23 protein-coding genes are annotated in these 20,787 nt (G+C 74.7%); 4 read left to right on the plus strand and 19 right to left on the minus strand.

Annotated features, from left to right (window positions below):
• Positions 1–83 precede the first annotated feature (83 nt).
• The 9 genes from tsaD to PSED_RS26980 form a co-directional block, all read right to left on the minus strand.
• Positions 84–1,133, minus strand: coding sequence for a tRNA (adenosine(37)-N6)-threonylcarbamoyltransferase complex transferase subunit TsaD (tsaD, locus tag PSED_RS26940; RefSeq protein ID WP_013677402.1), 1,050 nt, complete (start codon positions 1,131–1,133; stop codon positions 84–86).
• A complete protein-coding gene (gene rimI / locus PSED_RS26945) occupies positions 1,130–1,603 on the minus strand; it encodes a ribosomal protein S18-alanine N-acetyltransferase (RefSeq protein WP_013677403.1) in 474 nt (157 codons plus the stop codon). The genes tsaD and rimI overlap by 4 nt, the downstream gene beginning before the upstream one ends.
• Positions 1,600–2,274 (minus strand): tRNA (adenosine(37)-N6)-threonylcarbamoyltransferase complex dimerization subunit type 1 TsaB, encoded by a 675-nt coding sequence (tsaB, locus tag PSED_RS26950; protein WP_013677404.1) that lies wholly within the window; start codon positions 2,272–2,274, stop codon positions 1,600–1,602. Before tsaB ends, rimI begins: the two co-directional genes overlap by 4 nt.
• A 23-nt stretch (positions 2,275–2,297) precedes the next feature.
• Positions 2,298–3,008, minus strand: a complete 711-nt coding sequence (locus PSED_RS26955; RefSeq protein WP_013677405.1) for an HAD family hydrolase — start codon at positions 3,006–3,008, stop codon at positions 2,298–2,300.
• Positions 3,005–3,487 (minus strand): tRNA (adenosine(37)-N6)-threonylcarbamoyltransferase complex ATPase subunit type 1 TsaE, encoded by a 483-nt coding sequence (gene tsaE, locus PSED_RS26960; RefSeq protein WP_013677406.1) that lies wholly within the window; start codon positions 3,485–3,487, stop codon positions 3,005–3,007. Before tsaE ends, PSED_RS26955 begins: the two co-directional genes overlap by 4 nt.
• On the minus strand, positions 3,484–4,608 hold the full coding sequence (locus PSED_RS26965; RefSeq protein ID WP_013677407.1) for an alpha/beta fold hydrolase: 1,125 nt from the start codon (positions 4,606–4,608) through the stop codon (positions 3,484–3,486). Before PSED_RS26965 ends, tsaE begins: the two co-directional genes overlap by 4 nt.
• Positions 4,602–5,792, minus strand: a complete 1,191-nt coding sequence (alr, locus tag PSED_RS26970; protein WP_049803515.1) for an alanine racemase — start codon at positions 5,790–5,792, stop codon at positions 4,602–4,604. The genes PSED_RS26965 and alr overlap by 7 nt, the downstream gene beginning before the upstream one ends.
• A gap of 399 nt (positions 5,793–6,191) precedes the next feature.
• Positions 6,192–7,643: an NAD(P)H-hydrate epimerase gene (locus PSED_RS26975; protein WP_041760030.1), complete on the minus strand. Its 1,452-nt coding sequence runs from the start codon at positions 7,641–7,643 to the stop codon at positions 6,192–6,194.
• 61 nt (positions 7,644–7,704) lie between these two features.
• On the minus strand, positions 7,705–8,448 hold the full coding sequence (locus tag PSED_RS26980) for a DUF4333 domain-containing protein (RefSeq protein WP_013677410.1): 744 nt from the start codon (positions 8,446–8,448) through the stop codon (positions 7,705–7,707).
• A 335-nt stretch (positions 8,449–8,783) separates the two neighbouring features.
• Between PSED_RS26980 and PSED_RS26985 the strand changes: the two genes are divergently transcribed.
• Positions 8,784–9,614: a dienelactone hydrolase family protein gene (locus PSED_RS26985; protein WP_013677411.1), complete on the plus strand. Its 831-nt coding sequence runs from the start codon at positions 8,784–8,786 to the stop codon at positions 9,612–9,614.
• Between the two features lie 9 nt (positions 9,615–9,623).
• On the opposite strand, the gene PSED_RS26990 is transcribed toward PSED_RS26985, so the two are convergent.
• From PSED_RS26990 to PSED_RS27035, 10 genes are all read right to left on the minus strand, one after another.
• Positions 9,624–9,980, minus strand: coding sequence for a WXG100-like domain-containing protein (locus PSED_RS26990; protein WP_013677412.1), 357 nt, complete (start codon positions 9,978–9,980; stop codon positions 9,624–9,626).
• Positions 9,977–10,249 carry a hypothetical protein gene (locus PSED_RS26995; protein WP_013677413.1) on the minus strand — a complete coding sequence of 91 codons (273 nt, stop codon included), beginning with the start codon at positions 10,247–10,249 and terminating at the stop codon, positions 9,977–9,979. Before PSED_RS26995 ends, PSED_RS26990 begins: the two co-directional genes overlap by 4 nt.
• 74 nt (positions 10,250–10,323) lie before the next feature.
• Positions 10,324–11,661 (minus strand): phosphoglucosamine mutase, encoded by a 1,338-nt coding sequence (gene glmM, locus PSED_RS27000; RefSeq protein WP_013677414.1) that lies wholly within the window; start codon positions 11,659–11,661, stop codon positions 10,324–10,326.
• Positions 11,662–11,672: 11 nt separating this feature from the next.
• Complete coding sequence (gene rpsI / locus PSED_RS27005) at positions 11,673–12,242, minus strand: 30S ribosomal protein S9 (protein ID WP_086002821.1); 570 nt, start codon at positions 12,240–12,242, stop codon at positions 11,673–11,675.
• 32 nt (positions 12,243–12,274) lie between these two features.
• Positions 12,275–12,718 carry a 50S ribosomal protein L13 gene (gene rplM, locus PSED_RS27010; protein ID WP_013677416.1) on the minus strand — a complete coding sequence of 148 codons (444 nt, stop codon included), beginning with the start codon at positions 12,716–12,718 and terminating at the stop codon, positions 12,275–12,277.
• Between the two features lie 212 nt (positions 12,719–12,930).
• Complete coding sequence (locus tag PSED_RS27015; protein ID WP_013677417.1) at positions 12,931–13,218, minus strand: WXG100 family type VII secretion target; 288 nt, start codon at positions 13,216–13,218, stop codon at positions 12,931–12,933.
• Positions 13,219–13,228: 10 nt separating this feature from the next.
• Positions 13,229–13,540: a WXG100 family type VII secretion target gene (locus PSED_RS27020; protein ID WP_013677418.1), complete on the minus strand. Its 312-nt coding sequence runs from the start codon at positions 13,538–13,540 to the stop codon at positions 13,229–13,231.
• An 80-nt stretch (positions 13,541–13,620) separates the two neighbouring features.
• Positions 13,621–14,130, minus strand: coding sequence for a GNAT family N-acetyltransferase (locus PSED_RS27025; RefSeq protein WP_013677419.1), 510 nt, complete (start codon positions 14,128–14,130; stop codon positions 13,621–13,623).
• 77 nt (positions 14,131–14,207) lie between these two features.
• Positions 14,208–15,851, minus strand: a complete 1,644-nt coding sequence (locus PSED_RS27030; protein ID WP_013677420.1) for an AtzH-like domain-containing protein — start codon at positions 15,849–15,851, stop codon at positions 14,208–14,210.
• Positions 15,848–16,972, minus strand: a complete 1,125-nt coding sequence (locus tag PSED_RS27035) for an acetamidase/formamidase family protein (protein ID WP_103381059.1) — start codon at positions 16,970–16,972, stop codon at positions 15,848–15,850. Before PSED_RS27035 ends, PSED_RS27030 begins: the two co-directional genes overlap by 4 nt.
• 753 nt (positions 16,973–17,725) lie before the next feature.
• Here PSED_RS27035 and PSED_RS27040 point away from each other — a divergent pair.
• The 3 genes from PSED_RS27040 (at position 17,726) to PSED_RS27050 (ending at position 20,774) form a co-directional block, all read left to right on the plus strand.
• Complete coding sequence (locus PSED_RS27040; RefSeq protein ID WP_233899487.1) at positions 17,726–18,985, plus strand: amidohydrolase family protein; 1,260 nt, start codon at positions 17,726–17,728, stop codon at positions 18,983–18,985.
• Positions 18,986–19,094: 109 nt separating this feature from the next.
• Complete coding sequence (locus tag PSED_RS27045; RefSeq protein ID WP_013677423.1) at positions 19,095–20,099, plus strand: isopenicillin N synthase family dioxygenase; 1,005 nt, start codon at positions 19,095–19,097, stop codon at positions 20,097–20,099.
• Positions 20,100–20,207: 108 nt separating this feature from the next.
• Positions 20,208–20,774 carry a helix-turn-helix domain-containing protein gene (locus PSED_RS27050; protein ID WP_049803516.1) on the plus strand — a complete coding sequence of 189 codons (567 nt, stop codon included), beginning with the start codon at positions 20,208–20,210 and terminating at the stop codon, positions 20,772–20,774.
• The last annotated feature ends 13 nt before the right edge of the window (positions 20,775–20,787 follow it).

Consider the following 20,787-nt stretch of genomic DNA (forward strand, 5'->3'; position numbering starts at 1 on the left):
AGCGGCAACGGTCGCCATGGCGACCGTTGCCGCTCACGACGGCCGACCTGCACCGACCCCGCGGCCACGGCGCGCGGGCCGGCTCAGCCGACGAGGACCTCCGTGACCGGCAGCGACGAGTCGGCGGGCAGCGCCAGCGGGGACGGCGCGGCGTCGCGGGCGAGCAGGTGCGCACCGAGCGCCGCGACCATCGCACCGTTGTCCGTGCAGAGCACCGGCCGCGGCACCCGCAGCACCAGACCCGCTGCATCGCAACGGTCCTGGGCCAGCGCGCGCAGCCGGGAGTTGGCCGCCACCCCGCCGCCGAGGCACAGCACGTCCATCCCGTGCTCGCGCGCGGCCCGGACGGCCTTGGCCGTCAGCACGTCGACGACGGCCTCCTGGAAGCTCGCCGCGACGTCGGCGACCGGGACCGGGGTGCCCGCCCGCTCCAGGGCCTCGACGTGCCGGGCGACGGCCGTCTTCAGCCCGGAGAACGAGAAGTCGAACGGAGCGTCACGGGGCCCGGTGAGGCCGCGCGGAAAGGCCACCGCGGAAGGGTCGCCGTCGCGGGCGACGCGGTCGATGTGCGGGCCACCCGGGAACGGCAGCCCCAGCAGCCGCGCGACCTTGTCGAACGCCTCGCCGGCCGCGTCGTCGATCGTCGCGCCGAGCGGGGTCACCGGTCCGGCCAGGTCGGGCACCGACAGCAGGCTGGAGTGCCCGCCCGAGACCAGCAGCGCCAGGGCGGGCGGCAGCGGCCCGTTCTGCAGCGTGTCGACGGCGACGTGCGCGGCCAGGTGGTTCACCCCGTACAGGGGGACGTCCCAGGCCGCCGCGTAGGCCTTGGCCGCCGCGACGCCGACGAGCAGCGCGCCCGAGAGGCCGGGGCCCGCCGTCACCGCGACGGCGTCGACGTCGCGCGCCGTGATGCCGGCGGTCGTCATCGCCCGGTGCACGGCCGGCACCATCGCCTGCAGGTGCGCCCGCGAGGCCACCTCCGGGACGACGCCGCCGAACCGCGCGTGCTCCTCGACGCTGGAGGAGATCTCGTTGGCGAGCAACGTCGTCGTCCCGTCGGCGTCGACGCGCACGATCCCGACGCCGGTCTCGTCGCACGACGTCTCGATCCCCAGCACCAGCCCGCTCGTCACGCTCGCGCCTCCCTTCGCATCGTGTAGGCGTCGGCCCCGCTGGGCCGGTAGTAGCGCTTGCGCACCCCGACGATCTCGAACCCCTCGGACTCGTACAGCCCGATGGCCGGCGCGTTGTCGGTGCGCACCTCGAGGAAGACCGTGGCACCGACCTCGTCGGCCGGTGCGAGCAGCTGGTGCAGCAGCACCCGGCCGAGCCCCCGCCCCTGGTGGGCGGGGTCGACGCCGATCGTGTGCACCTCCGCCTCCGGCTGCGGCGGCCCCGCGGTGAACGCCAGGCCCGCGTAGCCGACGAGCCGGTCGCCACTGCGCACCCCGACGTAGACGTGCCCGGCACCGATCTCGTCGCGGAACGCCTGCGCGCTCCACGGGTCGTCACCGGGGAAGAGCAGCTCCTCGAGCTCGGCGCAGCGCGGCGCGTCGGCACGCAGCAGCGGCCCGACGACGACCCGCTCCTCGGCAGCCGTCACGCGCTCACCCGTTTACGGGCCCCCGGCTCCACGGCGTCGGGCCGGCGCAGGTAGAGCGGGCGCAGCGGGCCGGGGTCGGTGCCCGCCCGCAGCACGTCGGCCGCCACGGCGACGAGCCCTGCCGGCCCCGGCGTCGCCGGACCGATGACCGGCAGCCCGGTGACCGCGGCCTGCTCACCCGCGGCCGCGACCGAGGGGAACCCCGCCAACCGCTCCACGAGCACCGCGGGCGCCTCGACGTGCGGGCCGGTGATCCGGTAGCCCTCGGCGTCGTACCCCGCCCAGTAGACCTCGCGGCGCCGCGCGTCGGTCACGACGACCATGTTGCCGCTCAACCGGGTCGCGCACGCCTCGCGGGCGATCGCGTCGTGCGAGCAGACGCCGTGCACCGGCGTGCCCAGCGCGTCGCCCAGCGCGGCGGCCGTGACCATCCCGACCCGCAGCCCGGTGAAGGGACCGGGCCCGGTGCCGGTGACGATCGCGTCGACGTCGCGCAGCGCGACGCCGGCCTCGGCGCACGCCTCCAGCACATGGGGCATGAGCAGCTCGCCGTGTTTGCGGGCACCGGCGGAGACCCGCTGCGCACGCACGACCGGTGCCCCGGACTCGGGCAGGTCGACGACGCCCGCCGTCACGGTCGACGTCGAGGTGTCCAGGGCCAGAACCAGCACCCGGCCAGCCTACGAGCCGCCGTTCACCACCCGCGCACGACGTCCGGGAGCTCGGCGAGGCGCTGGATGACGGCGTCGGGCGTGACGTCGACGGGCACCTGCTGGTCGACCGGGATCTCGCTGTGCGGCACCAGGACCGCGCGCATCCCGACGGACTTGGCGCCGCTGATGTCGTCGTAGGGCCGGTCGCCGACGAACACGCACGCGGCGGGGTCCTCGACGCCGACCGACTCCATCGCCGCGCGGAACGCCGTCGGGTGCGGCTTGGTGTAGGGCAGGTCGCTCGACCAGGTGCGGCCGTCGAACAGGTCGAGCACACCGTCGCGGCGCAGCCAGTCGTCGTGCCACTCGCCGGGCCACATCGTCGACGACAGGATCCCGAGCCGCAGGCCCTGCTCCCGCAGCGCGCGCAGCATCGGCGCCGCCTCGGGATCGGTGTGCGTGGCCGCCACCCAGTAGTCGCGGTAGGCGGCGAGCGCGTGGGCGTGCTCGTCGTCGTGGTGCTCGGCGGCGGCGTCGGCCAGCACGTCGGCGACGGTGAAGGCCCGCGCGTCCTCCCGGATGCCGGTCCAGCGCGCGATGTCGGCGGCGGCCAACGCGTCGGCGAGCTCGGCGGCGCGCCGCGCGTCACCCGCGTGCCGCAGCTCCGCGTAGGCCCGCCAGCCCGCGCGGAAGTCCATCGTGCGCCACGGGGTGAGCGTGCCACCCCAGTCGAAGATGACGGCCCTGATCACGTCGTCGCCACCCGGCGGACGGTGGCGACGCGGACGTCGTCGGCCCTGCGGTCCAGGCGCACCAGCACGTGCGACGCCGACAGCCGTTCGGCCACGCCCTCGCCCCACTCGACCACGACGACCGCCGACGCGAGGTCGGTGTCGAGGTCGAGGTCGTCGAGCTCGTCGGCGACGTCGACCCCGGACGAGCCGAGCCGGTAGGCGTCGACGTGCACCAGCGGCACCCCCGCGCCGTCGGGACCCGGCCGGTGCTCGCGGGCGATGACGAACGTCGGCGAGGTCACCGGTCCGACGACGCCGAGGCCGCGGGCGATGCCGCGGGTCATCGCCGTCTTGCCCGCGCCGAGCGGGCCCGACAGCAGCACGAGGTCGCCCGCGCGCAGGTGCGCGGCCAGTGCCTCACCCAGCGCCTCGGTGTCGGCCGGCTCGGGCAGGACGTGCTCGCCGGCGAAGACGACGTCCGACGTGGGCGCGCTCATGCCCGCCTGCGCATCCGCCGGACCGAGCGGCCCTCGGCCGCCCGGCGCGCCGAGGCGTCGATGAGCTCGACGAGCGCCGCGTCGAACTCGGTGGTCTTCTCCAGCATCGGCATGTGCCCCACGCCGGGCAGCCGCAGCAGCCGGGCGTCGGGCAGTTCGGCGGCGATCCGCTCGCTGTGCGAGAACGGGATCATCTTGTCGGCGTCCCCGGCCGCGACCAGCACCTCGCAGCCCGCGAGCGCGGGCAGCGCGGCGATCCGGTCGTGGCTGCCCAGGGTGTCGACGAAGTCGGTGAGGGCGTCCACCGCGTTCGCTCCGATCATGGTGTCGACGAGGTCGACCAGCCCCGGGTCGACCGACCGGTCACCGTAGGCGTAGCTGCGGGTGATCGACCAGATGAGGTCGCCGGCCGCCCGCCGCACGCCCTCGACCAGCTTCGGCTGTACCCGCGCGAGCAGCCCCACCCCGCGCAGCAGCGGGTTGTTGCGCGACAGCAACGCGGCTGTCAGCCCCTGGCTGCCCATGTCGCCCGCGGACGTCGACACCAGCGCGACGCCCGCGACCCGCTCCGCGAACAGGTCGGGCCGCTGCTCGGCCAGCGCCATCAGGGTCATACCACCCATCGAGTGCCCGACCAGCACCAACGGGCCGTCCGGCGCCAGGGCGCGGATGACGGCGTCGAGGTCGTGGCCCAGCTGGTCGATCGTGCAGGTGGCGCGCGGGGCGCGTTCGGAGCGGCCGTGGCTGCGCTGGTCGTACAGCACGATGCGGACCGCGGGGCCGCGCAGCGCGGCGAGCACCGGCAGCTGCAGCGACCAGGTCCGACGGTCCAGCGCGAACCCGTGCACGAGCACGACCGTCAGCGCCGGCCGGACGCCCGCCGGCGCCTCGATCTCCTCGCACGAGAGCCGCACACCGTCGTCGGCGGTCACCGACGACTCCTCGCTCCGCGGCGTCGACTCCGCGGGCGGGGCCGACGTCAGCTGGGCGGCCAGCCGGCGCCGCTCGGCGGCGATCCGGTTGCGGCGCCGGGCCGCGACGCCCACGCCCACCGCCGCGCCCGCCGCGCCGGCGACGCCGCTCGCGATGCCGACCGTCTGCCACACGCCGGGCTTCACCACGCCGCGCCCTCCTGCTCGGTCCCCGGCCCGGCCTCGCGGCCGACGACCGTGCGGGTCATCCGGCGGCCCTGCACGCCCGTGACGACCTCGTAGTGGATCGTCCCCAGCTCGTCGGCCCACTCCTGGGCCGTGGGCGCGCCGTCGTCGCCCGGGCCGAACAGCACCGCCACGTCGCCCTCCCGCACCTCGGCCCCCCCGTCCGGCCCGCAGTCCACCACGACCTGGTCCATGCACACCCGGCCCACCACGGGCCGCGACCGACCGGCCAGCCACACCCGCATCCGGCCGCCGAAGTTCATCCGCCGCGGGACGCCGTCGCCGTACCCGATCGGCACCAGCGCCAGCACGGTGTCGCGCGGCGTCGTGAACTCGTGGCCGTACGAGACACCCTCGCCCGCGCGGACCTGCTTCACCAGGACGACCCGGCCGCGCACCGTCATCGCCGGCCGCAACGGGCTCTCGGCGACGGGCCGGCCGAGCGGGTCGAGGCCGTAGACGGCGATGCCGGGCCGCACGAGGTCGTAGTGCAGGTCGGGGCGGGTCATCGTCGCCGCGGAGTTGGCCAGGTGTCGGATCGGGGTGAGGCCGCGGTCGCGCGCGACCCGCCACGCGGCGTCGAACCGGGCCGCCTGCGCCTCGGTCACGGGATGACGCGCGACGTCGGCGACCGCGAGGTGCGACCAGACCGCGACGACCTCGCACCGGCCTGCGGCCGCGGCCTTCGCCGCCGCATCGACCAGGTCGGGCCAGTCGTCCTCGGGGCAGCCGTTGCGGCTCAACCCGGTGTCGATCTTGAGGTGCAGCCGGGCGGGCCGGTCGACCGCGCGGGCACCGGCGAGCACCGCGTCGAGATGGCCGTGCGACGACACCGACAGGTCCACACCCGCCGCGACCGCGGGGGCGAAGTCCTCGTGGGGCAGGTGCAGCCAGGACAGGACCGGCGCCTCGATCCCGTCGGCGCGCAACGCCAGCGCCTCGTCCAGGGTGCACACCCCGAGCCACGACGCCCCCGCCTGCAGCGCCGCCCGCGCGACGTCGGCGGCGCCGTGGCCGTACCCGTCGGACTTGACGACGGCCATCGTCGCCGCGCCCGACGCCGCGGCGCCCCGCGAGAGCAACCCGACGTTGTGCCGCACCGCGGCCAGATCGACGACCAGCTCCGCGCGCGGGCCGCGATCGGACATACTCGGCTGCGCCACGCCCGCATCATCGCACCCGCCGACGACCCCGTCCGGCCGCGCGCCCCCGCCCATCTGTGCCACCACCTGCGCCGGAGGGCTGCAACACCCGGCCGGGTGACGACCCTCACCCGCCTTCACCCGTCCCGGACGGCCGTCCCGGGCGCATCGTCGCGGCGCGGGAGCAGGTGCGGACCGAGGACCGCCCACCACGGAAGGCGACCCCGGTGCGGCGGGCGGCCCACCGGCGCGCAACCTCACCGCTCCCCCGCGGCGCCAGGACGACCATGAGGTTGCGCCCCACGGCCCCCGCGCAACCTCACCGCCCTCCCCGCGCCGCGGGACGACGTCCGAGTCGCGCCCGACGGGGGTTGTGGCCGACGGGGCGCGACGCGGGCCGGCAGCTCAGGCGGGGCGCGCCGCCAGTACGGCGCGGATCGCGGCGGGGATGTGGGCCTGGATCGCCGACGCGGGGGCCGGCGCCCCGGCGGCGGCGAGACCGGCCGCCCGACCGTGGACGTGGGTGGCCGCGGCCGCCGCCCAGGCGGGTTCGCGGCCCGCGGCGAGCAGGGCGCCGAGGATGCCGGACAGGACGTCGCCGGACCCGGCCGTCGCCGCCCACGACCCCACCGAGGAATGCACGAGCACCCGGCCTCCGGGATCGGCGACGACGGTCGCGTTCCCCTTGAGCAGCACCGTGACCCCGAGGTCGGCCGCGGCTCGCCGGGCCGCGCCGATCCGGTCGTCGCCCACCTCGCCGGCGACCCGGGCGAACTCCCGGTCGTGGGGCGTGATCACGACGGGCCGCCCACGCACCGCGTCCCGGAGGTCGCGGTGCTGCGCGAGCAGGGTGATGGCGTCCGCGTCCACGCACAGCGGGACGCCCCGGCCCGCGACGAACTCCACGACCCGGTGCCCGCCGGCGTCGGTGCCCAGCCCGGGCCCGACGGTCCAGGCCTGGACCTGCCCCGCGTCGGCGACGTCGTCGGTCGCCACGACCTCGGGCCAGGCGGCGCGCACCCCGTCGGCGGCGGTGCCGGCGAACCGGACCATGCCGCTCGTCGCGAGGACCGCCGCCCCGGTCGCGAGCACGGCCGCGCCGGGGTACGTGGCCGACCCGGCGGCGACGCCGGTGACGCCCTGGGTGTACTTGTCGTCCGTCGGCCCCGGCAGCGGCCAGCCCGCGGCGACGTCGGCGTCGTCGAGGACCGTCGCGTGCGGTTCCGGGAGCAGCGGCCCCAGCCCGATGTCCACGAGGTGCACCGGCCCGCAGCGGGCCGCCGCGAGAACGTGCACGGGCTTGAGCGCACCGAAGGTCACGGTCTCCGTCGCGGTCACGGCCGACCCGGCGACCACCCCGGTGTCGGTGTCGACGCCGCTGGGCAGATCGACGGCGACGACCGGCACCCCGGCCTCGGCCGCGGCGTCGGCCAGCGCGGGAGCAGGGTCACGCAGGGCCCCGCGCCCCGAGATGCCGACGATGCCGTCGACGACGAGGTCCGACCGCGCGACCGCGTCGGCGCCACGGGCGGCGGGGATCGCCCGCCCGCCCGCGGACCGCAGCGCCGCCAGCCCGGCCGGGTGCGCGCGGTCCGGGGCCAGCAGCACCGCGGTGACCGACGCGCCGCGGCGGCGGAGTTCGGCGCCCGCCCAGAGCGCGTCGCCACCGTTGTCCCCGGCCCCGACCAGCAGCACGACGCGCGAGCCCGCGACCCCGCCCGCCCGCTCGCCGAGGATGCGGGCCAGGTGGACGGCCAGCCCGAACGCCGCGCGCCGCATGAGCGTGCCCGCGGGGAGCCGGTCGATCAGGACCCGCTCGGCGTCGCGGATCTGCTGGGCGGTGAACACGGCGCGCACGCCTGCCGACGCTAGTGCGGCCCGGCGCGAGGCGCCGGGCCGCGGGGTCGCGCGTCGTCGATCAGATCTTGGGGGTCCAGGCGAAGTTGACGAGCCCGCTGTTGACGGCGGTCACGGCGACGTCGAACTCGACCTGCTCGCCGGGGGCGGTCACCGTGCAGGAGGTCTGCGCGCCCACCTGCGGCTGGAGGTCACCGGCGCAGGCCGTCGAGCTGATCGTGACGCCGGCCTGCCGGCCGATCTGCTCGGTCAGGGTCTGCTGGAGCAGGTCCTTCGAGACCGGCTTGGCGACGAGCTCGACGTCGTAGGAGACGTTCGCGTCCTCGACCGCGGTCACGGTGACCTTCGCCCCCACGGGCTGCCCGTCCGCCGTGAAGGCGCACTCGATCGACGCCCCCTGCTGCGCCGGCAGCTCGGACGGGCACTGCAGGTCCTTCGCCTCCACGTTCTGCTTCGCGAGGTCGGCGGTCACCGACTTCGCGACGACAGCCGGCAGCAGTGGCCGCGCCTTCGGCTGGGCGGTGTAGTTGACCGTCGAGCCGTCGACCGAGGTGACGCTGACGACCACGTCGACCGGCTGGCCCGCCGCGGTCGTGTACTGGCAGGTGACCGAGGCGCCGGTCTCCCCCTTGAGGTTCTCGGGGCAGGTCATCCCCGCGGCCTCGACCTTCTGCTCGGCGAGCTTTGCCGTCACCGACTGGGCGAGGTCCTCCTTGGCGACCGACACGCCGCAGGCGCTCAACCCGAGCACCACGGCCGCGGCCGTACCCGTCGCCGCGAGAATGCGGACCAGCCTGGACGTCATCGTTCTCTCCTCGTCGGTCCGGGCCCGCCGGCCCGGTGTCGGTGCGGGCCTCGCCGGCCCCGCTCCGGGAGAACGGTAGGGATGAGCAGCTCCGATGAGAGGGGTACTGCCACCACCTCCGGGGCGTGCGGGCATGCCGATTCGCGGGCGAGGCCACCACACCCGCGGCCGCCACACCCGCCGCTGTCGCGGCCCGCGGTCGCGGCGGTGCGCGCGGGCGGCGGTCGCGGCGGTGCGCGAGGGAAGGCGGCACCGAAGGGGGCGGGCGCGGACGACACCCCGTCGGGGCACGCCCGGGGTGGGCGGACCGTGATCGTCGGCGGTACCGTGCTGCCGTGACGCGGACCAGCACGTTCACCCGTCCCGAGCCGACGCGCAACGCCAAGGACGCGGTCGCGCAGCTGTCGCGGCCGGGGCCGAACCGGGTGCTGCGTGGCGACCTCGGTCTCGTCGGCGTGCCGGGGGTCGTGTTCGCGCCGGAGGAGGGCATGGGCCTGCCGGCCGTCGCGTTCGGGCACGACTGGCTGCAGCCCGCGACGCGCTACACCGAGCTGCTGCGCCATCTCGCGTCGTGGGGCTTCGTGGTGGCCGCGCCGTCGTCGCACAAGGGCGCCTTCGCGAGCCATGCGCGCTTCTCGGCGGACCTGCGTACCGCCCTCGACACCTGCGCGGGGGTGCGGCTCGGCGACGGGCACATCAGCGTCGACTCGCGCCGGATGGCGTTCGCGGGGCACGGGATCGGCGGCGGTGCGGCGCTGCTGGCGGCGGCGACGCACCCGCGGGTCGCAGCCGTCGTCACCATCGCGCCGGCGCAGACTCGTCCGTCGGCCGTCGAGGCCGCGCGGGCGATCACGGTGCCGACGCTGCACGTCGTCGCGGGCCAGGACACCGTCGCGCCGCCTGCCGGGCACGCGGAGCCGATCACCCTCGCCGCGGGCGGTCCGGTGACGGTGCGGACGCTGCCCAAGGCCGGCCACACCGCCTTCCTCGAGGGCATCCACTGGAGCGACCTGCTGCTGGCGACGAGCCGCGACGGCAGGTCGCGCCGGATCGCGACGGCGCTGGTCACCGCGTTCCTGCTGCACCACCTGTGCGAGGAGGACCGGGTCGACGTGCTGGTCGACGGCAAGGTGTCCGGCACCGAGCTGGTCACCCGCACCCCCTGAGCGAGGCTGTCACGGCGGCGCCTCGGGCAGCGTCGCGAGCCGCATGCCGCGGACCTCGACGACGCGCACGGCGTCCACCCCGGGCAGCACGGGCCCGCCCGCCGGTCCCGGTTCCCGGTGCTTGGCTGCGTCGGTGATCTCCTGGACCAGCCGCTCGACCAGCCGCGCGAGCCGCCCGGCCTCCTCGGCCTGCCGGTCGAGGTCGCGGTGCATCAGCTCCGCCCGGTCGGCCCAGGCCCGGCCACGCGCATCGGGCCAGTCCTCGGCCACCTCGGCGACGAGCCCGCGCATCTCCGCGACCGCGTCGCGCAGCCGGTCGGCGAGCCCGTCGAACGCCTCGGCCGCGACATCGACGGGGTCCGTCACCGCCCGGCCCCGTCGACGGCGCGCAGCAGCCGCACCCGCGCCGCCGCGTCGATCTCCTCCGCGACCCGGGCCGCGGCGCGCAGGTCGACGGCCAGCTCGCGCAGCCCACCGGCGACGCGGCGCACCGTCGCCATGATCGTGTCGACGTCGTGGCGCAGGCCCGGAGTGTGCTCGACGGGTGAGGGTGCGCCCAGCCGGTCCGCGAGCGCGTCGGCCCGGCGTGCGTGGGCACTCAGCCGGTCGGGATCGAGATGCACATCGGCGGCCACGACACGATCATCGCCGCCGGCCCGGGCCGACGGATGCCGATCCGTCGCGCCGTTCGCAGCCGCGACGACCGCCGTCAGGACGCGGCGGCGACGACCTCCGCGAGCCGGGCGGCGACGGCATCGGCGATCTCCGACGTCGGTGCCTCCACCATGACGCGCACGAGCTGCTCGGTGCCCGACGGCCGCAGCAGCACCCGGCCGGTCTCGCCGAGCTCGGCCTCCGCCGCGGTGACGGCCTCGCGCACGGCTCCCGACGCGGCGACCGTGTCCTTGTCGCCGACGGGCACGTTGACCAGCACCTGCGGCAACGACGTCATGACCGAGGCCAGGTCGGCCAGCGACCGCCCGGTCGAGGTCATCCGCGCCATGAGCCGCAGGGCGGTGAGCAGGCCGTCGCCCGTGGTGGCGTGGCCGGGCAGCACGACGTGCCCCGACTGCTCGCCGCCGAGGCTGTACCCGCCCGCGCGCAGGTCCTCCAGGACGTAGCGGTCGCCGACCGCGGTCGTCCGCAGCACGACGCCCTGCTCACGCATGGCGAGGTGCAGCCCGAGGTTGCTCATGACGGTCGCGACGAGCGTGTCGTCGACCAGCTCGCCCGCCTCGCGCATCGCGACCGCGAGGATCGCCATGATGTGGTCGCCGTCGACGTCCGCGCCGGTGGCGTCGACCGCCAGGCAGCGATCGGCGTCGCCGTCGTGGGCGATGCCCAGGTCGGCGCCGTGGGCGACGACGGCCTCGCGCAGCGGACCGAGGTGCGTCGAGCCGACACCGTCGTTGATGTTGAGACCGTCGGGCGAGGCGTGCAGGGCGACGACGTCGGCCCCCGCCTTGGCGTAGGTCTCCGGCGCGGCGACCGATGCGGCCCCGTGCGCACAGTCGACGACGACCCGCAGCCCCGCCAGCGACCCGGGGGTGGCGGCGAGCAGGTGTGCGCCGTAGCGGTCGATCGCGTCGGGCAGGTCGCGCACCCGGCCGACGGCCGCGCCCGTGGGGCGCGCCGCAGGCGGTGTGAGGCCGGACTCGATCTCGAGCTCGACGTCGTCGGGGAGCTTGTTCCCGCCCGCGGCGAAGAGCTTGATGCCGTTGTCGGGCATCGGGTTGTGCGATGCGGAGATCATGACGCCGAGATCGGCGCCCAGCTCGGCGACGAGGTGCGCCACCGCGGGCGTGGGCACGACACCGACGCGCACGGCGTCGGCGCCCGCCGAGGCGAGACCGGCCACCACGGCGGCCTCGAGCATCTCACCGCTGGCCCGAGGGTCACGGCCGACGACCGCGACCGGCCGGTGCGACCGGTCGTGGGCGGCGAGGACACGGGCGGCCGAGGCCGAGACAGCCACGGCGAGCTCCGGAGTGAGGAGCTCGCCGTTGGCCAGGCCCCGGACGCCGTCGGTTCCGAAGAGTCGACGCATCCGGGTGAAGATCAGCGCTTGCTGTACTGAGGCGCCTTGCGGGCCTTCTTGAGGCCGTACTTCTTGCGCTCGGTGACGCGCGCGTCACGGGTGAGGAAGCCGGCGCGCTTGAGCGGCGGGCGGTCCTCCGAGTCGGCCTCGACCAGGGCGCGGGCGATGGCCAGGCGCAGGGCGCCCGCCTGACCGGAGATCCCGCCGCCGTGCAGGTTGGCGAAGATGTCGAAGCGCTCGGTCTTCTCGACCGTGACCAGCGGCTCCCGGATCAGCTGCTGGTGCAGCTTGTTCGGGAAGTAGGTCTCGAGCGGCTTGCCGTTGAGCGTGAACTTGCCCGACCCGGCGACCAGGCGGACCCGGACGACGGCCTCCTTGCGGCGGCCGACGGTCTGGATGGGCCGGTCGATCAGGACCGCGGGGGTCTCGACGGCGAAGGACTCGTCGGCGACGAAGTCGTCGGCCGCGAAGTCCTCGACATCCTCGGCGACGGCGGCCTCGTCGGCCACGGCCTCCTCGGTGTTCTCCACGACAGCGGTCTCGTCGGCGGCGACGGTCTCGTCGACGCCCTCGGACTCGGGGCTGGTCACGTCCTGTCCCTCTTCGTTGTGGCTCGGGTCGGTCACTGCGCGACCTGGGTGATCTCGAAGGCCTGCGGCTTCTGCGCGCTGTGCGGGTGCGTCGGGCCGGCGTAGACCTTGAGCTTCTTGGCCATGGCGCGACCGAGGCGGTTCTTGGGAAGCATGCCCTTGATGGCCTTCTCGACGAGCCGGTCCGGGTGCTTCTCGATCATCTCGCCGACCGAGCGCTGGCGCAGACCGCCCGGGTAGCCGGAGTGGCGGTAGACGAACTTGTCGTCGCGCTTGTTGCCGGAGACGGCGATCTTCTCCGCGTTGACGATGACGACGAAGTCGCCGGTGTCCATGTGCGGGGCGTACGTCGGCTTGTGCTTGCCCCGGAGCAGAGTCGCGGCGTGCGTGGCGAGCCGGCCGAGCACCACGTCGGTGGCGTCGATCACGTGCCAGGCGCGGGTGATCTCGCCGGGCTTGGGGCTGTACGTGGGCACGGATCTACCTCGTCGTTCTCGGCTCGGGATGCCTGTCGTCGCTGGGTGCGGCTGACCTGAGGGCTACCCCGGGAAGGCAAGCACACCGCTCCTGGTGGAACGGCGGCGGCTCGCCCGCCGCACATCGATGGTCGAGGGTACCCGCCGCCTTCGAGGCGGGTCAAAACGCCCCCCTCCCCGTCGCGCGGCGGGTCCTGCGGCCCCGCCGGAGGTCACTGCCAGCGGCGCGCGTTGGCCTGCTCGACCTGCTGATAGTTGTCGTTCGCCGCGCCGAGCGCGGCGCCGATGCGGGCCAGCACCGACGCCAGGTCGGCCGCCGCGGAGTCCCACTGTCGCTGCCGCGCCCGGTAGTCGGTCGCGGCCTGTCCCTCCCACGTCGCGGCGAGCGGGGCGAGGTAGCGCCTCAGCTCGTCGAGCCGGCCGGAGATGCGCTGCGCGGTCGCCGCCACGTTCTGCTGCGCGGCGGCGATCTCACCGAAGGTCACCTTGATCTCGGACATCGCGCGCCCCTCAGCCCAGCACCGACCGGATGGACGAGAGGCCCGCGGCCTGCTCCTCCTCCTGGCGCTGGTACGCCGCCGCCGATCCCTGCACGGCGGTGCCGATCGCCTGCAGGGCCTCGTTCAGCCTGCGGGCGTCCGCGTCCCAGCGGGCCATCAGCCCGGAGAACGCCGTCGCCGCCTCCCCACGCCACGCGCTCGCCAGCGGGGTGAGCGCCGACCGCAGCGCGGTGAGGTCGGCCTGCACCTCCTCGTTCACCCCCAGTACGTGCCGGCCCGCCCGCTGCATCTCCGCGGTGCTGGTCCCGAACCCTCCGGCCATCTCGCCTCCGTCGTCGCCCGTCTCGGAGCGCCCACCGTGTCAGGGCGAGCGGGTCCGCGATGGCGGTTCGGGGCGGTCGTTCACCGCGGTGAACGGCGCAGGACCTTGCCGAGATGGCGGGCCCCGGGCGCGCCGGCGTAGACGCCGAACGCCGCGACCGGCTCGTAGCCCTCCGCCGCGTACAGCGCGATCGACTCCGGCTGTCGCGATCCCGTCTCCAGCACCAGCCGCGCGTAGCCCGCGGTCGCGGCCGCGTCCTCCGCGGCGCGCACCAGCGCCCGGGCCAGGCCGTTCCGGCGGTGCGCGGCGCGCACGTACAGCCGCTTCATCTCGGCGACCGGGCCGCCGACCGGGTCCGCGACCTCGGCGCGACGGATCGCCACGCAGCCCGCCGGCTCGTCGTCGACCCACGCGACCAGCACCAGCCCGTCGGGGGGCCGGAACTGGGCGGGGACCACCGGCGTGTCGTCCCGGCCCCCGTAGCGGACGACGTACTCCTGCTGCACCTCCTCGACCAGCTCGGCGACGACGGGATCGGCGTAGTCGTGCAGCCGCACGTCGAGCCGCTCGGTTCTGCGCCCGGGTTCCACGGTCCCATCCTGCGCGTCGGCCGGTGACCGGCGCGGCCGACCGTCGGTACCGCTGCCCGGGGTGGCAGCCGCAGGACTCAGCGAGATGCGGCCGCCGCCGCGAGCGCCTCGGTGACGGTCCTGCCGAGCGCGAGCAGGGCGCGGTCGGTGTCCGGCGCGCCGACCAGGCAGAGCCCGACCGGCCGCCCGTCGGACATCCACAGGACGGGCAGCGCGACCGCCGGGGCCCCGGCCAGGGAGGCGAGCTGGGTGAGGCGCACCGTCGCGGTGCGCTCGTCCTCGACGATGTCCTTGCCCGCGTGCAGCGACGGCGCGGGTCCGGACGACGCGGGGAGCACGAGCACGGTGTCGGCGAGGAGCCGGCGCAGTCGCTCGCGGGCGTCCCGGACCGTCTCGCGGGCCGTATCGGCCTGGTCGGCGGTGACCGTGGCCGCGAACGCGAAGCGGCCGCCGACGTCGGGTCCGAAGGCTCCCGGGTGGTCCCGGGCCCAGCCGCCCTGCCCCTGCCACACCTCGAAGGCCTGGAGGACGCGGAAGGCCCGCGCCCACGCGGTGATCTCGTCGTGGGCGAGGTCCGCGTCCTCGACCGGCGCGAGGACCCCGGCGCCGGTCAGCTCGGCGAGTGCGGCGGTGACACGCGTGTCCAGCTCCGCGTTGATCCATCCGCGCAGCGCGGGTATGACGGCCGTCCTCGACCCCGGCGCCACATTCGGTCGGTGGGCGAGCAGGACGTCGGCGACCCGCGCGGCGACGTCGACGTCGCGCGTCAGCCACCCGACGGTGTCGAACGACGGCGCCAGGGGATGCACGCCCTCGACGGAGATCGCGCCGTGGCTGGTCCGGACACCGACCAGCCCCTGGTAGGAGGCCGGGACCCGCAGCGAGCCCGCGGTGTCGGTGCCCAGACCGATGTCGACCTGGCCCAGCGCGACGGCCGCCGCCGGGCCGCTGGTCGAGCCACCGCTCAGGCAGCCGGGCGCCGCCGGGTTCGGCGGCGTGCCGTAGTGGCGGTTCTGCCCGGCGAGGCTGTAGGCGAACTCGTCGGTGCGCGCGATCCCGGTGATGGCGGCGCCCGCAGCGAGCAGCTGCTGGACGGCGGGCGCCGAGCGCGCCTCGGGCTCCTGATCGGCCAGCCAGGTCGGGTTGCCGAGGCCCATCCGCTCGCCCGCCACGGCGAGCACGTCCTTGACCGCGACGGTGAGGCCGTCGAGGACCCCGCTGCCCGCCGGCTCGACGAGAGGGGTCCCGACCTTCCGCCAGATCGAGCCGTCGACGGCAGGCGGTCGCGCGGGCTGGGTGACGTGCGCGGCCGTGACCACCCAGCGGTCCTCCCGCCGCTGCCAGAGTTGCGTCTGGAGCCCGTGGGCGCGCGTCCCGGCGTCCGTCGTCACGGCCGCGACCAGGACCGCGTCGTCGGCGAGCGGCCGGACCTCGAGCACGACGGCCCGCCGGCTCGGGGCGCCGTCGCGGCCGCGGCGGAACGCGGCGATCTGGTCGTGGCCGACGAGCAGCGTCGTGCCGTCGCCGCGCAGCGTGTGCGGGCCCGCGGCGAAGAGCGCGTCGAGCGTGTCGACGTCGTCGGCGCGCAGCGCCCGCTCGTACTCCTCGAACGCCTCGACCAGGCCCTCCGGGACCGGCCCGGAGCTGCGGATCTCGACGGTGGCGACGCCGGGCGACGCCGGCGCGGACCGCGCCGTCGCCGCCCCTGTCGCACGGCTCACGGCAACACCCTCCCGGTCGCGGCGAGGTCGGCGAGCCGGATCAGCGCGTGGGCGCCCTTGACGACGTCCACGACCTGCGAGATCTCGAAGTCCGTCGCCGCGCTGAGGTAGGCGTAGGCCACCTCGGGAGCCAGCCCGAAGATCGAGGTCAGCATGGTGACCGCGTTGCGGCCGCACTCGCGGACCGCTTCGTCGAGGTCCTCGTCGAGCCCGGTGGGGATGAGGAACTCCGGGGTGCGGGCGAAGGGGCCGCGCACCGGGCCGAACCGGGCGCGTGCCTCGGCGGCGGGGACGAGGTCCACCCGCAGCGTCGCCCGCAGCGAGGCCTCCAGCGCCGTCAGAGCGACCTCACCGTTGCCCTGGGCGAAGTGCGGGTCCCCGACGTAGAGGCCGCCACCCTCGACCTGGACCGGCAGGTACAGGCTGGTCCCGGCGACGAGCCGCCTGATGTCGAGGTTGCCGCCGTGCAAGCCGGGCGGGGTCGAGTTGAGGCGCTCGACACCGGGTGTGGACACGCCGATGATCCCGAGGAAGGGGGCCAGCGCGAACCGGATCGGGCGGTCGATGTCGCCCGGGGTGAGCGGGAGGGTGCCGCGGGCCTGGTCCAGGCCCAGCTCCAGGCCTTCCACCTGGCAGAACACGCTGGTCAGGTCGCCTTCCTGCGGGAAACGTTCGGGGAGCAGGCCCAGGCCGTGCCGGCTCGAGATGACGCCGTAGGGAACGCGGGGGGTCAGTTCCTGCAGGTGGACGACGATCACGTCGCCGGGCACGGCCCCCGAGACGCCGATCGGGCCGGTGATGACGTGGGGGCCGTCGTTCGGGTCGTGGTCCACGCTCGCCGAAACCGTGACGGCGTCGGCGAGGACCTGGTCGGCGGGAACCCCCTGCGAGCCGAAGAACGCGACGGGGTCGCGACCCTGGTCCTCCAGGATTCCCTCGTGACTGATCGTGTCGACGACGACCGTGGCCCCTGGCGCGATCTCCAGGACCGGGGCGTCGGCGGCACACGGGAGCCGTCCCCACAGGACCGAGGACGGGGTGGCCGGCAGGTAGTTCGGCGGTCGGTCCGCCGCGGGCAGTGGCTGGCGCAGGATCGCGGCCGTGATGGGAGCCGTGGTCATCGCCGGTCCGCTCCCGATCCGGCCGGGGTACTGCATGCCGCCATGTCTTCCTCCTCCGAAGCACCCCGGAACCGTCCGGGGATCGCGCCTCTGGCGTTCGTGACGTTGACACCATCAACGCTCTTGTCGTGCGGGACCTGGTCCCCGCTCACCGGCCACACCGCGGTCGACGTCCCGCTCGTGGCGCCACCGTTTGACGTTCGACCTGCGACGATCGTCGACCGTCCAACCGGGACGCAAGATGTCCCGGTGGCTGTTAACGAACCCGAAACCGACGCGGGCTCATCGGGCGACGTGCATACCGTTACTGCTGTCAACGAGGACGGCAGTAGCACCCGCGACGCCGCGGACTGAAGGGGCCACATGGCGGTACGACCCGAGTGCTGCCCGTCCTCCGACGGTCGCGAACTGCCCGGTAGGGACCCGTACACGTTGATCACATCAACGTCTCGGACGTGGGCGTCGACCCCACCGGTCGCGACGCCTACCCGTGCTGGACGCGCACGTACGTGGATCATCGCGAGCGAGTGCGCCCCACGTCGGCAGTTAACGAAGAAGAAACAACGACTGCCGCCGGCCGTCACACACATCCGTAGCGTTGATGACATCAACGTTCGGTCGGGCACGCCGCCGAGTTCGGATCGGCACCGGCCGACCCCGCGGGACTCGTGGGTCGCTCGTCGCCCCGACGGCACGGTCGATCCCGGGTCGCCGACCCGTGGGACATCGATGAGGAGGGCGAAGTTGGACCTCGTGGTACGTCACGCTCGGTTGTCCTCGGTCGCGCAGGAGGTGCCGGGAGCGATCGCCGGGACGGATGCGGACCTGGTCGACATCGGAGTGTCCGACGGCAGGATCGTCCGGGTCGACGCCGGGCTGCCGCCCGGTGCCCGCGAGCTCGATGCGGGCGGCCGTCTCGTGCTCCCCGGCCTCGTCGACACCCACCTGCACCTGGACAAGTCGCGGGTCGCCGACCGGTGCGCCCAACGGGAGGGAACGCTGGCCGAGGCGATCCGGGAGACGGCCGTGGCCAAGGCGGCGTTCACCGAGGAGGACATCTACGAGCGCGGCCGCCAGACGCTGGAGGGCTGCGTGCTGCAGGGCACCACGCGGGTGCGCACCCACGTCGAGGTGGACCCCGCCGTCGGACTGCGCGGCGTCGACGCGATCACCCGCCTCGCGGCCGACTACGCCTGGGCCGTCGACGTCCAGCTGTGTGTGTTCGCCCAGGAGGGGATGACCGACAGCGACGAGACCGACCGGCTCGTCGTCACCGCGCTCGAGCGTGGCGTGCCGGTGATCGGCGGGGCGCCCTATGCCGACGTCGACCCGCCGGGCCAGCTCGACCGGATCTTCGAGCTGGCCCGTCGCTACGACGTCGACATCGACCTGCACCTCGACTTCGGCGACACACCGGAGGGCATGCAGCTCGAGGACGTGTGCGCCCGGACCGTCGCACAGGGCTGGGCGGGTCGGGTCACCGTCGGGCACGTCACGCAGCTCTCCCTCGTCGACCCGGGGCGCTACGCCGCGCTCTGCGAGCTCGCGGTATCCGCCGGCGTGGCGATGACCGTGCTGCCCGCGACCGACCTGTTCCTGATGGGACGGGCCGTCGAGCACTCCAAGCCGCGGGGGCTGACCTCGCTGACCGGGATGCTGGAGCGGGGCGGCGTGTGCTCGCTCGCCAGCAACAACATCCTCAACGCGTTCACCCCGTTCGGCGACGGCTCGCTCGTGCGGATGGCCAACCTGTATGCCAACGTCGCGCACGTCGGTACCCGCGACGGGCTCGCCATGTGCCTGGACATGGTCACCACCCGCGCGGCCCGGCTGCTGCGGGCCGACGACTACGGCATCCGCCCCGGCGCACCCGCCGACCTGGTCTGTCTGGACGCGACCAGTGACGCCGACGCGGTCGCGCGGCTCGCCCCCGCGGCATGGGCCGTCAAGGACGGCCATCCGACGTTCCGGCGCGAGTTGCCCGTCCTCACCCGGCCGGTGGCGCACGCGTGATCCACGACCCCGGCAGTGCTCGCCGGGTCCTGACCTCCCCGCTCGACCCCTGTCGTCTCGCGAGAACCCGTACGCAACCGAGAACGTCCCTCACCCTGGAGGACCAGCCATGACCCTCATGTCCGTCCCGGTCATCGACATCTCGCCCTTCCGCTCGGGCACCCCCGCGCAGAAGGCGGAGGTGGCCGCGCAGGTCGCCCAGGCCTGCACCGACATCGGCTTCCTCGTCATCTCCGGCCACGGCATCGCCGACGACCTGATCTCCCGGATGTACCGGGCCACGAAGTCGTTCTTCGAAGGTCCGCTCGAGAACAAGCTCGCCGTCGCCCGGCCCGAGGCCGGACAGATCCGCGGCTACAGCGGCGTCGAGCAGGAGGGCCTCGGCCTGCTCGAGGACCAGCCCGCCCCGCCCGATCTCAAGGAGTCCTACGACATCGGCCCGCTCGACGCCCCGGCCGACGACTACCACCAGGCCGAGGCGGCCGGCGCGCACTTCGCGCCCAACGTGTGGCCGACCGGCGTCGAGGACTTCGAGCCCGCGTACCGGGCGTACTACCAGGCCATGGAAGGCCTCACGCTGGAGATGCTCGAGATCTTCGCGAGCGCCCTGGACCTGCCGCACGACTACTTCGTCGACAAGGTCGACAAGCACATCAGCATCCTGCGCACCAACTACTACCCGCCGCAGCTCACCGAGCCCAAGCCCAACCAGATCCGCGGTGGCGCGCACAGCGACTACACCGCGATGACCATCCTCTGGCAGGAGGACGTCGAGGGCGGCGGCCTGCAGGTCGAGAACAAGGCGGGTGAGTGGGTCGACGTCCCGGTCGTCCCCGGCACCTTCGTCGTCAACCTCGGTGACTCGCTCGAGCGCTGGACCAACGACAGGTGGGTCTCGACGATGCACCGCGTGGTCAACCCGCCGCACGAGATCGCGCGGACCCAGTCGCGAATCTCCATCCCCTACTTCGTGCAGCCGAACTACGACGCCGTCATCGAGTGCATCCCCACCTGTTTCGACGACGAGAACCCCGCCAAGTACGAGCCCATGCGCAACGGCGAGTACCTGTACATGAAGTTCACCCAACAGAACACCCTCGCGGCCGCGGAGTAGCCGAGTGACGCGGCCGCGCCGTGCCCGGGCGCGGCCGCGTCCCGGCGCGGATCATCAGCGACGACGGACACGACGATCCTCACGGCGCGCTCGGGTACGGTCACGCGGGTGAACGGCCGCGACGACACCGACGAGCTCCTCGCGGCGATGGGCGCAGCGATCCGCAGCCGCCGCCGCTCGATCGGGATCAACATCACCGAGCTCGCCGCGCTCAGCGGACTGAGCCGGCCCTTCGTCAGTCAGCTCGAACGGGGGCTCGCCCGGCCCAGCATGCGCTCGCTCACCGCGCTGGCCAACGCCCTCAACACCACCGCCCACGCCCTGATGGCCCTGCCCGACGAGGCACCCGTCACGCTCGTGCGCCGCGACGCCCCCAACAGCCTGGGCATCGGGCACAGCGACGGACAGGCACGCGGGCTCTTCCGCGAACGGCGCACCATGCTGCCCGTCGAGTACCGCTCGGGGCCGCGCGAGTTCGAGGAGTACTACGTGCACCGCGGTGAGGAGTTCATGTACGTCGTCTCCGGCGACTTCGAGATGGACCTCGACGAGCACGGCATCCAGAAGCTCGGCCCGGGCGACACCCTCTTCTACAGCGGCGGGGTCCGACACCGCTGGCGCGCGCTGACCGACGGACCGTTCTGCATGCTCCTCGTTCAGCAGGCCGACGACTGATCCGTCCGGCACC

It is taken from the genome of Pseudonocardia benzenivorans CB1190 (genome assembly GCF_000196675.2).
In the GTDB taxonomy this organism is placed as follows: domain Bacteria; phylum Actinomycetota; class Actinomycetes; order Mycobacteriales; family Pseudonocardiaceae; genus Pseudonocardia; species Pseudonocardia benzenivorans.